Annotated in this window: 9 protein-coding genes; 6 read left to right on the top strand and 3 right to left on the bottom strand. The window is 48.8% G+C overall.

What is annotated here, in order from left to right; translation table 11 throughout:
- Positions 1-36: 36 nt before the first annotated feature.
- Positions 37-375 (bottom strand): P-II family nitrogen regulator, encoded by a 339-nt coding sequence (locus tag RIC19_RS12620; protein ID WP_350178684.1) that lies wholly within the window; start codon positions 373-375, stop codon positions 37-39.
- Between the two features lie 211 nt (positions 376-586).
- On the opposite strand from RIC19_RS12620, the gene RIC19_RS12615 reads away from it, so the two are divergent.
- The 4 genes from RIC19_RS12615 (at position 587) to RIC19_RS12600 (ending at position 5,981) form a co-directional block, all read left to right on the top strand.
- Complete coding sequence (locus tag RIC19_RS12615; RefSeq protein ID WP_350178683.1) at positions 587-2,125, top strand: hypothetical protein; 1,539 nt, start codon at positions 587-589, stop codon at positions 2,123-2,125.
- A 218-nt stretch (positions 2,126-2,343) separates the two neighbouring features.
- Positions 2,344-4,437, top strand: a complete 2,094-nt coding sequence (locus tag RIC19_RS12610) for a ComEA family DNA-binding protein (protein ID WP_350178682.1) — start codon at positions 2,344-2,346, stop codon at positions 4,435-4,437.
- A 438-nt stretch (positions 4,438-4,875) separates the two neighbouring features.
- Complete coding sequence (locus RIC19_RS12605) at positions 4,876-5,619, top strand: hypothetical protein (RefSeq protein ID WP_350178681.1); 744 nt, start codon at positions 4,876-4,878, stop codon at positions 5,617-5,619.
- Positions 5,619-5,981, top strand: a complete 363-nt coding sequence (locus tag RIC19_RS12600) for a hypothetical protein (protein ID WP_350178680.1) — start codon at positions 5,619-5,621, stop codon at positions 5,979-5,981. The genes RIC19_RS12605 and RIC19_RS12600 overlap by 1 nt, the downstream gene beginning before the upstream one ends.
- Positions 5,982-6,344: 363 nt before the next feature.
- Here the strand turns inward: RIC19_RS12600 and RIC19_RS12595 are convergent, their stop codons facing one another.
- Both RIC19_RS12595 and RIC19_RS12590 read right to left on the bottom strand, forming a co-directional pair.
- Positions 6,345-6,497, bottom strand: coding sequence for a group II intron maturase-specific domain-containing protein (locus RIC19_RS12595; protein WP_350178679.1), 153 nt, complete (start codon positions 6,495-6,497; stop codon positions 6,345-6,347).
- Positions 6,498-6,580: 83 nt separating this feature from the next.
- Complete coding sequence (locus RIC19_RS12590) at positions 6,581-7,309, bottom strand: DUF2490 domain-containing protein (protein ID WP_350178678.1); 729 nt, start codon at positions 7,307-7,309, stop codon at positions 6,581-6,583.
- A gap of 207 nt (positions 7,310-7,516) precedes the next feature.
- Between RIC19_RS12590 and RIC19_RS12585 the strand changes: the two genes are divergently transcribed.
- Positions 7,517-8,158 carry a response regulator gene (locus RIC19_RS12585; protein ID WP_350178677.1) on the top strand — a complete coding sequence of 214 codons (642 nt, stop codon included), beginning with the start codon at positions 7,517-7,519 and terminating at the stop codon, positions 8,156-8,158.
- Between the two features lie 477 nt (positions 8,159-8,635).
- Positions 8,636-11,761, top strand: coding sequence for a ligand-binding sensor domain-containing protein (locus RIC19_RS12580; protein ID WP_350178676.1), 3,126 nt, complete (start codon positions 8,636-8,638; stop codon positions 11,759-11,761).
- Positions 11,762-11,853: the final 92 nt, after the last annotated feature.

Raw genomic sequence — 11,853 nt, 5'->3', positions numbered from 1 at the left:
AGCGCGAGCTGATTATCCACCAATTAAACTACCCTTTTATAAGGCTTCAGCATTGGTTTCTGCAGTACGGATGCGTACAATTTGCTGTACGTCATAGACAATGATTTTCCCATCGCCTACTTCGCCTGTCCGCCCGGCCTCCATTATGGTTTTCACAATATCATCGACCTTCTCATTTTCGCAGAGGATGTCGAGTTGCAAGCGGGCAATATAATCTGAATCGTAGGTACTGCCCCGGTACACCATCTTGTGAGCGGATTGCAAACCAAAGCCCTTGACTTCCGTCAATGTAAAGAACCGAACACCGATACCAGCAAGGGCATCCCGGATTTGTTCAAATCTGGATAGCCTGATGATTGCTTCTATCTTTTTCATTCCATACCTGTTTAAAAGTTTTAGAAACTTCTGACTGGGCTTTTTTGCAGCAACTCTAAATGACTGTCAAACTGCTTTTACTGTTGTCTTAATTACAAATTTAGGGCATGATATACCCGCATTATAGCTACTTTTACATTTGAGTGTGATGCCCAAAAAGATAAAAAACACCATAAAATATTGATTACCAAATTTTTAAAAAAAAATTAATGTGGCGTTTAATGCGAAAAAAGATCACCTTTTACATCTCATCCAATCGCTGACCAAAGCGGAGAAGCGTAACTTCAAGCTCTATACGAACCGCTATCAGGGGGATGCCACCTTTGTGCAACTGTTTGATGTACTCAACCAAATGGAAGATTATGATGATCAGGTTGTCCTGAAAGTCCTGCCCTCCATTTCCAGGCGCAACCTGGCCAATCATAAGCGCCACCTTTATCAGCAATTGCTCAAAAGCCTCCGGTTGCTGTACATCAAGCGCGACCTTGAGATTTTTATACATGAGCAGATTGACTTTGCCCGCATCCTCTACAGCAAAGGAATGTACATGCAGGCCCTGCGCACGCTCGAGAGTGTCAAAAACAAAGCCGAAGAGCACCATCAGGATGTCCTGCACCTGGAAATCATAGAATTTCAGAAGCTGATCGAAGCCCGGCATATTACCCGGAGCCGGAGGATAGCGAACAAAATGGAAGGCCTGCTGGACGAAGCCAGCCAACGGAGCCGGATCGCGCACTCCAGCAACCTGTTCTCCAATTTCAACATACAAGTGCAAGGCTGGTATATTGAGCACGGGCACGTCAAGTCTGAGCCGGAAATAGCCCAGGTCCAATTATTCCTCGAGCAAAACCTGCCCCAGGCTTATCTTTCAGAACAGCTGACGTTTTTTGAGAAGGCTTACCTGTATCAGGCTTACATGTGGTATCAGTACATCCTCCTGAATTTTACCAGTGCCTTGCAATACGCCAAAAAATGGGCAGCGCTATTTCAGGCAGACCCGCAGATGCAGGAAAAGGACCCCACTCTCTATATCCGGGCACTGTACTATAATATGGTGTTGCACTACATGCTGGATGACGCGGCATCTCTCGGGCAATGCCTCACTGATTTTGAAGCCTTTTATAAAGCCAGACAGGCTACGCTTGACGCCAGCTCTCTCTCCACAGCGCGGATATACCTCAACCTTAGCCGGTTGAATTATGCTTTTGTCAGCCGGGAGTATCAGGATGGCATACAGCTCATCCCAAGCCTCAAACAGGAACTCCGGCAGATGGAGGGCAATACGGACGTCCACCGGATCCTCCTTTTCTATTATAAGTTTGCCTACCTCCACTTTTGCGATGAGCAATATGAGGTGGCACTGGATTACCTCAACGAGATCATCCATCTCAAGGCAGGTTCGCTACGGGAAGATTTGCTGCACAACACCCGTATGCTCCATCTGATTTGCCACTACGAGCTCGGCAATTACCGCCTGCTCGACTACCTGTTGCGCTCCGTACAACGGATTTTCACGAAAGCTAAAGACCTGAGCCCCATGCTAGATCGTACCCTTCGCTTTCTGGCTGAGCTGACCAATAAACCGCCTGCAGAGCATCCGGAAGCGTTCCAAAAATACCATAAGATCCTGCACGGCCTCCGCCAGAGCCCCTTCGAGCGCAAGTCTGTGCACTACCTTGATGTGCCAGCCTGGGTGGAGAGCCATCTGGAGAAAAGACCGCGGCCGGGAAGCCGGATTTCTGCACCTTAGAGCATCCGCTCACCTCAAAGGGCGGATTTCCAACCTGCCCTTTGGCGCTCCCAATGATACCCTGCAGGCATATCTCGCCTGCAATTTCCCGGAGGCACCGAATAAGCAGCAACCGCAACAAACAGTACACCTACGCTCTCCACCACCTGGATTATTGCCCGCCTCTTTACCTAACAGTCCGGTTTAAGCCCTATCTTTAGGTCTCAATAAAGCACAACATGCGTTCACCCCTACTGCTACTTTTGCTTAATGGCCTATGCTTTGCCCTCAGTGCTCAGGTAGACTCCCTGATGCAGCCTACTGAGCCCGACCAACAGGTGATAGAGGACTTTCTCCAGAATACCGAAAGCGAAGGCACCTTCGACTTCAATACGATTTTTGAAGAGCTGGAATTTTACCGCGAGAACCCGATCAATCTCAACACCATCACGGAAGGGCAACTGCAAGACCTCAACTTATTGTCCGATATTCAAATCCTGGAGCTCCTCAAATACCGGCGAAATGTTGGAGCGTTCATCTCTATTTATGAATTGCAGGCCGTGCCCAGCCTCGACCTGCTCACGATCCGGCGCTTACTGCCTTTTGTGCAGGTAGGCGGCGACCTCGACGACTATCAGACGCCGATCGGCCAGATGCTGCGCGAAGGGCGCAACGAACTTTACCTGCGCTGGTTCCGTATTCTGGAAGATCAGCGGGGCTACACGCCATTGGGGCAAGACGAAACCGGCTCCCGCTACGCCGGCGACCCCAACCAATTCTACATGCGCTACAAGCATGCCTACAGCAACCGGCTGAGCTATGGCTTTACGGCCGAAAAAGACCGGGGCGAGGAGTTTTTCAAGGGCAGCAACCCCTACGGCTTCGACTTTTACTCTGCTCACCTCTTTTTAAAGGACTACAGTAAACGCATCAAAGCCATCGCTATCGGTGATTATGCGGTCAGCTTTGGGCAGGGGCTCATCCTCTACAGCGGCTTTGGCTACGGCAAGAGCTCGCTGGTGATGAACATCAAAAGGACCTCCCGCACCCTTCGTCCTTACACTTCCGTGAATGAGTCTAACTTCCAGCGGGGTGCTGCTGCGACCCTGGCCTTTGGCGACCATATTGAAGTGACGGCACTAGGCTCCTACCGCCGCCGCAGTGCCAACCTCCTGGAGGCCGACACCACCGACCTGGAAGATGAAATCCGGCAAGCCAGTTCTCTTGATCTCGACGGACTGCACCGCACCGCTAATGAAATTTCAGATGAAGGAGCCATTGGGCAGACCACAATCGGCGGGCAAGTGAAGTGGAGCAACCGCTATGGCCATATCGCCCTGAATACCCTGTATGAAGAACTCGATGCCGACCTGACTCAGTTTCGCGCCACGCCCAACAATCGGTTCGACTTCACCGGCAACAGCCTTCATAACATCAGCCTCGATTACAGCTTCATTTTACAAAATTTCAACTTTTTCGGTGAGACAGCCCGTGCGGCCAATGGGGCTATCGCTACCGTAAACGGCCTGCTCATGGGGCTGGACCGCAAGGTAGACCTCGCCCTCCTCGTCCGGCACTATCCCCGCAACTATCAGGCGCTCAATGCCAATGCCTTCGGGGAAACCTTTGGTGCCCAAAATGAGACTGGTGTTTACCTGGGCATGGAAGTACGCCCGCACAAAAACTGGCGCCTCAGTGCTTACTTCGATACCTGGCGCCACCCCTGGCTCCGCTTCACCGTCGATGCGCCCTCTACCGGGTACGAATACCGGGGCCGGCTAACCTACTACCTCAAACGCGACCTGGAAGTATACCTGGAAATCCGTGAAGAGCACAAGGCGCAAAATATTAATAAAATAGAGGGTAAAAACGACTTCACGCTGGACCGCCATATTTTCCAGGCCCGGCTGCACATTGCCAAAAAGGTTACCAAGGAGCTCGAACTCCGAAGCCGGATCGACGTTGGTTACACCGACAACGAGATCAACAACCGGCAGGAAGGGTTCGCAATTTACCAGGATGTCCTCTACCGGCCTACTTCCTTCCCGTTTTCGTTCACCACCCGCTATGCCCTTTTTGATACAGATGGGTTTCAGTCCCGTTTCTACTCCTTCGAAAACAACCTGCTGTACACTTTTGCCATCCCCGCCTACTACAACCGGGGCAGCCGGTTTTATTTCAACCTCCGCTACCGGGGGATCCGCAACCTGACCATTGAAGGGCGGATTGCCCAGACTTTCTGGAAAAACCAGGATACGTTTGGCAGCGGTAATGAGCAAATTGACGGACAGACCCGTACCTCAATGGGCGCACAAATCAAGTATAAGTTTTAGAGCAAACAGTTCTCTTGATGTATGCAGTTGACACGCCCAAAACCGATTAGCTGTCCGAAGATCAATCACCGCGGTAGTGAGTGTATTGGTCTGTTTTTCGAGTATGACGCTGAGAGCATGTTTGGAGCTCGTTCCTATTGCAAATCAACGCTTTATGAACCCCGCAGAAAGGCGGGGCAAGCTCTGACTTCCTCACTAAGAGCGTGTTGGGATTTTAGTAATCGGTCTGTCCCGGTGCACCGAGACACTTTTTTGCTTATACTTCGTCCCAAAAATCCTTCCCGCAAACTGCGGGACTAAGGCTAAACTCTGGTTTTCGTGCCTCGTCTAACCAAAAAATTGTTAGTTTTCGACTAGAAGACAAAACTCCCAACACGCTCTTAAAAAAAGAAAAAGAATTAGTCTGTATATTTGGCTTTATCAAAAGGAATGAGTTGAATGATTAAGGATATAGATGTAAAAAGCACTTGTGAAAAAATTGTTGAAATCTGCGAAGACTCAAAATATGAGTATAAAATCATAAGAAGAGATTTGCACAATCTCATATTTAAATTGCAGCGCTATGATTTAAAGAAAATAGAAGAACTTCATTATATTTTACAATCGCACAATCAATTATGGTCTATCAAAAATACGAAGGCAAGGTATGCTGAAAATGAACTAGCTAGAATGGTACTTGTTCGCCTTCCTTATTCATTACATAATCAATACGATAAACCAGTTGCCGAAACTGAGGTATTAGAAGATAGTTATGATTCCGATGCTGAACTTATGATTAGACTTAGTAGCGAGTTGTTGAAATATAGTAAAAAAGTACTGAGTAGTAAACCTGATAAATCAAAACGCTATAAAAATAGAATTAAAGAAGGATTACGATTAGTTAATGACCTTCAGTTAATTTATAGAATAAGAGATATTAAGGACATCTTTTTTTCCAAACTAACTGTCGATGATGAAGATGTTCAATTTTTTGCGTTGCAGGGATTAGAAGTATATTTCGCTGGCGATAATAATGACGTTTTATCTAAATATGAAGAAGAACTAATCGAAGGAATTATAGATTCAACAAAATCAAGATATGTTGCTTCATCAAGTTGCCAGGTTTTAATAAATACGGGTAAAATCGATGAGTTTGAAGCAATTAATATTATGGACGATTGGAAAGAAAAAAATTGGAACTGATGAATTTACGAGATCTGGAAAAATCAGTAAATGATATCTGCTCTATTTTAATCGACGAAAAGGGTTATATATCTTCAATAGATGTCTTGATTAAATTAGGTTATTTATCTAAGTCTGACTATGAATTATGGCGATTTAAAAAAGTACCTTACCTTGAGAAAGTGTGTCAAGTAAGTCTCAAGAAGTTATCAAAAACCAACAGATTTATCGATGATTTTTCTCGCAGAAGTAAGTTGAAAAAGTCGTGGACATCTTATAAAAGTTATGGAAAAGGGGAGAAAATTGACCTAAGGTTTAGTAAAAGTAATGATGAAATAATTGAAAAAAAATATGCTACTCATCATGTATTGAATAAAAAATAAAATTCAGCCAATCGAGTAGGGTAAGGAGCAGCAAGGTCGCCACTCCTTATCCCTCTCACAACCTGTGACGCTTTGCGTTACCACTTAGCGTACGGACCTTCCCGCAAAAAGTGCGGGACAGGCTGTACTAAGCGGTTCGTGAACCATGAAAAAGCCGTTCATAATACTTGAGAAAAGACTGGTAGCCGCGTTGGGCTAACCTTGCTTCGGTGACAGTAACGCCCATGCTGGACGATTGCGCGATGGCCCATCCGGGAGCGGGACCATGCGTAGGCTCAGGCCATCCCGGCTTCGACGCCGAGTTGGCGAAAGGCACGCATCCGGCGGTTGGGTGGCCCGCCCACCCGCTAGCGGTTCTCTTCGTTAAAAAGGGCTCCCAGCCCTTTTTTGCTGCGCACCACTGCGTTCATATTGTTTCCAGATGCAGTACCGCAAGCGGTTTCTGATCCAGCCATCCAGCGCTCTCAACTTACCCCAGATTTTGCCCAGCTGGAAATAGCCCAGCCAGCCATACATGATACCTAAGTCAAAGTGATTTGGGACTTTATCATTTGCTATGGCGGCTAAAAAGCCTCGGCGACACTAAGAGCATGTTGGCCCTACCTCCGGAAATCGAGATTATACGTCAGCCCGGCTTGAAGGTCGTGATTGCGCTCGTGGTGCTGCCCATCTGCCTTCACGATATACTGGTTGAGGTAGCCCAATTGAAAATTGACCCGAGAGTTAAACCGGTAGCCCAAAGCCAGGTACAACCGGTTTTGCCCAAGAATATTGGCTCCTACCCCTTCCCCAAAACTAATGAATGGTTCGGCGTAAGCCGACAGGAAGAAGGCATGATCGGCCAGGTCCCGGTGGCCGATGGGAAGGATCGTCATGAGCCGGTATCTAGCCCGCTGACGGAAAACATAACCGCTGTTTTCAGGGTGTTCCAGAAAACGCTGTTCTAAACGGTAGCGGTGATTCACATATAATCTGCCTACCCTTTGATTGATGCTCCACTGTTGCCAGATGCGATGCTCGGTGAAGGTAGCAGGTACCGGTTGCTCACCGTAGGGGAAGCTCTCGATCCACCCGTAGCCGGCAGTCAGTGTACTGTTGTCTGTCAGGTAATAGTCCAGACCGACCCGCATGAGGGACTGCTGCCAGGTGTCGACCCACTCATGCCGCCGCCACTGATACTCCGTGTGCAGCCCCAGCTTGTCGGTCAGCCGGTGGTTGCCAAAATACATGTACCAGGTGTTGTACTGCACTGCAATATCTTTCTGGGCACTGACTGCCAGTCCTGCCCCTGCAAAAATGAAAAGCAAAATTGTACGCCGTAAATCCATTTTTGTATTTTTTAATTAGAACGTGTTGCGCAAGATGGGCACCTTAGCGCAAACGTTCTGCGCGCGACTTCACAAGACGTTCTCATTTGTGGCCAGGGCTTGTTCTGCGCGCACCTTTCTACCTCATTAGTGGCATCATACCGCAACATTCCGTATCTTTGACGCGCCTACAGTCCCGGGAGCCAAAAACCAACAAAAGCAAATGGAATGAAAAACATTCACCTGGGGATTATTGAGGACGAGCCTGTCCTCCGAAAAAATATTGCCCAGTTTTTCTCTGACCTTCCTGGCTTTGAGCTACAAGGCAGCTCGGATTCAGTAGAGCGTTTTATGGAATTGGTCCCGGCTGCCACGCCACTTGACGTGCTACTGCTTGACATCAACCTTCCCGGCGGCATGTCAGGCCTGGAAGGCATCAACATCTTAAAAGAAAGGTACAAAAAGCCCGATATCATCATGTGGTCTTCCTATGAGGACCCGGACAAGATATTCCGGGCACTTCAGTCGGGTGCCGATTCTTACCTTATAAAGCGGGAGCCACTCATAACCATAAAGGAAGCCGTACAGATTGTTTACAATGGCGGTGCCTTCATGTCGCCTTCCATTGCCCGGAAAGTGGTCGACTATTTTGTGCCCCAGCGCCGCGAGGCAAGCGATAACCCCGTGCTGACGGAGCGGCAGCTACAGATTGTAGACGGGCTGGTCAATGGGCTGAGCTACAAGATGGTAGCCGCAGATTTAGACATCTCGGTGGAGACTGTTCGGGACCACATCAAAAAGATCTATAAACGGCTGCATGTGAACAACAAGGCCGAAGTCATCCGAAAGCGCATGAATGGGGAAATATAGAAGGCTATTCCTGAGTAGGTTGTGTAAACCACGGAGCAACCTGTTAATTCAGTGCCTGTTAAATAATTTTGACTATATTTATAATCTGCCAACCTAAGAGCGTGTTGGGACTTTGGTCTTCTAGTCGAAAACTAGCAATTTTTTGGTTAGACGAGACCCGAAAACCGGAGTTTAGCCTAAGCTAAATAGCCTGTCCCGCAGTTTGCGGGAAGGATTTTCGGGGCGAAGTATAAGCGAAAAAGTGCAGTTTACAGACCGATTACTAAAGTCCCAACACGCTCTAAGATTTATGAATTCTGACTTGGTAGACTACAGCCACTATGCGGAATGGCTAACTAAAGGTAAAACATTTCTTTTCCTAATGATCAACTATTCCCGCATAATCAACTTTAAGTAGTACATCGATAAACTACGACTTGCTTAATGCTTTTTGTACACAGGTTTAAACTATTATGCACAATCTTTTTGTGGGGCGTCTTGCTCTTCGAAGGCAGCGGGCTTATTGCCCAGTCTGCGCTGCCGGAAGAGTACTACTCCATAAATGACGGGCTGTCCGACCGGATGATATCAGACATTGTGCAATCACCAAATGGGCTGCTATGGATCGGCACCAGCAACGGTCTGAACCGTTTTGATGGCTATGACTTTGTGGTCTTTAGCAATACCCCTTCCAGCCCCTACAAAATTTCAGATGCCAATATCCGAAATTTAGCCCTCGACCGTCAGGGTCGTCTCGTTATTACCTTCAACAGCAGCTACGGCTTTTTTGACCTTCTTGACCCGACAACCTACGAAAGGATAACAGTGCGTTTACTGCCTGATAACGGCATTCATGGCACCCCCCGGGGTATTGTGTTAGATGAAGCAGGGCAAATCTACGCCATAGCGATCAGCAGCACGCACTTTCAGGTGTATGCCTATCAGGGCGGGCAGCAGTTTGAAGAGGTGTTCCGTGTACCGGTAGAAAAGGAAGAACGCATTACCCACCTTGCCTTGCTCCCTCTACGCGATGGCACCTTTCTGCTCAATGACAGCGAAAACGGGCTGAGGCATTTTGGCACCAACGGAGATTTGCTCCGGCACATTCAGCCCGAAGAAGTGGAAAGCGACGGGGAGGAGGGCACTTACCCCGGCCTCACTAACATTTTTCATCAAGATCTTAGCGGTAAAGTATGGTATGCCTTGCAAGGGCAGCGCGGTCTTTACCATTACCTGCCCACTGAACGGCAACTGGAGTTTTCCGAACAAATGCCACGGTGGAAGCGGTACACCCGGCTCTGGGAAGACCAAAAGGGCAACCTGCTTCTGGCGAGCTCAAACAATATCAGCACTGGCTTCCCGATAGAGGGCATGACCTGCATCCGCCCTGATGGAAAGCAATACCCATTTGACCACCTGCTCAACTGCAGCCGGTACATCGTCAGTGCCTGTAGCCACGACTACTTCGAAAACCTCGTTCTTGGCATTGATACGGGCGTAAAAATCGTCCAGAACCAACAATTCAAAATTCAGAAGTTACTCGCAGACCAGGTTGGGTTCGACCAAAGAGGGGCGGTCATGCGGGGCATTACCGGCAATGGTACCGATGAGGTGTACTTCGCCCGTGAAGTTGATGCCTGGTACCGGTTCAACCCTCAGACTTTCGAGCTCGACACCCTCCAAATGATTGATGAGCAGACCGGAGAACCGGTGACCTTGTCCTGCGGCCGAAATATCCAGATCAGCACAGACGGCTATTTATGGGGGCTCTCCTGCATCAACGGCCGCAACGGCCGGCTCTTAAGGTATGACCGCGCCACCTGTATGGTACGGACTTATCTCTTTAGTTATAAATTTACGGCATTCGACATCGCGAGCAACGGGCTGATATGGCTCGTGGCTGAGCCAGACAGCCCCAGCGGGCTGCTCGTTTCTTTTGACCCCGAAACAGAACAGTTTACGGAGTACTACGACTGGGAAGGCAACAACCCCCTTAGCACGGCCAGCCCACGCTACATTCTGGAAGCGCGCGACGGCACCCTGTGGGCAGGCACCGAAAATGGCTTGTATGCTATTGACCCCAATACCCGCCAAACCCGCTCGTACCAAACCGCCAACCACCCCGGAATGGCGAGCAATATCATTTATTCTATATACGAAGACGAACAAAATCGCCTTTGGCTGGGCACCACCAATGGGTTTAACATCTTTGACCCTAAATCGGGGGAATGGCAGCATTACAATCAGCAGGACGCCCTGGCCAGTAATATCGTATGCGGATTTGTACCTGCACCTGATGGCAAATACTGGATCCCTACCTACAACGGCTTGTCTTACTTCGACCCCAAACAGAAAACCTTCCGCAACTTCTACCGGGAAGATGGCCTGAGCCACAATGAATTCAACCGGCATTCTTTCTACGCTGACCGCATAGGCAATATCTACCTCGGAGGCGTTAATGGCATGAATATCTTCCGAACAGAAGACCTGCTGCGGGAAGTTGCCACACCGGCCCCTATCCTCACCTTCTTCTCACGCTACAATGATGACCTGGATAGTGTCATCACTGATATCAGCAACCTGGATACAGACCAGACTTTTGTTCTGGGGCCCGACGACACTCAGTTTACTTTCCAGTACACGCTGTCCAACTTCACTACGCCCCGGCGCAATCAGTTTAAGACCTGGCTGGAAGGTATTGATAAAGGGTATATCTACCAGGGTAGGGACAATACCAGCAACTTTTACAACCTCCCGGCAGGTGATTACCGCCTCCACGTCAAAGGGGCCGATGCGAATGGCAACTGGAGCAAAGAGGCATTGATGATTTCGCTACACGTCAAACCGCCCTGGTACAAAACGTATGCTTTCATCCTTTCCGCGACCCTGCTGACGATCATCGGGCTCTATTTTTTGTTCCAGTACCGGCTCAACCGCCGGCTGGAAATGGAGCGAATGCGCACCAAACTGTCCAGTGACCTCCACGATGAAGTGAGCGGTTTGCTGGCCAGCATCGCTATGCGTACAGACATTCTGCAATTTAAAACCCAGGATGGGGAAAACAAAAAAGACCTGAAATGGATTGGCGAGGTCAGCCGGACGGCCATGTCCAAAATGAGTGATGTCATCTGGTCTATTGATTCGCGAAGAGACCGTTTTGATGACCTTTTGACCCGTATGAAAGAGCATGCCACTGAGATTCTCGCCCCTCAGCATATCGACTATCGTTTCCATGTGGGCAAGCTCGACCCCAATAGCAAACTCAAAGTCGACCTGCGGCAAAACCTCTACTTTATTTTCAAGGAAGCCATCAATAATATTGGCAAGCATTCCTGGGCTACGGAAGTTCAGATCCGCCTTTACAACGAGGGGTCTGACTTCATACTCCATATAGAAGACAACGGCAGGGAAATCCGTCAGCAGCGCAACGCTCCGGGCAACGGTGACAAAGCTGACCGTCAGGGCGCCACTCCTACCCTGCTAAAAGAGCGCATTACCTCTACTAAAACCGGACAGGGCTTGTCTAATATCCGTATGCGCGCCGAGCGTATACAAGCTCAGTTGCAATTACGCGAAAGTGAAAAAGGGTTCATGGTGCTCGTCCGGTGCAAAAAATTTGCTTAGCCTGCCGGAGAAACAACCGGTGGCCGGTGAACGGATGCTATTGCTCTGCCAGGGTATAAGAGCGTATTGGAGCTGCCAGGAAGCCATCGCAA

Origin of the sequence: Phaeodactylibacter sp. (assembly GCF_040219495.1) — a bacterium.
Lineage (GTDB): Bacteria > Bacteroidota > Bacteroidia > Chitinophagales > Saprospiraceae > Phaeodactylibacter.
This window is presented reverse-complemented; position numbering and strand designations above follow the sequence as displayed.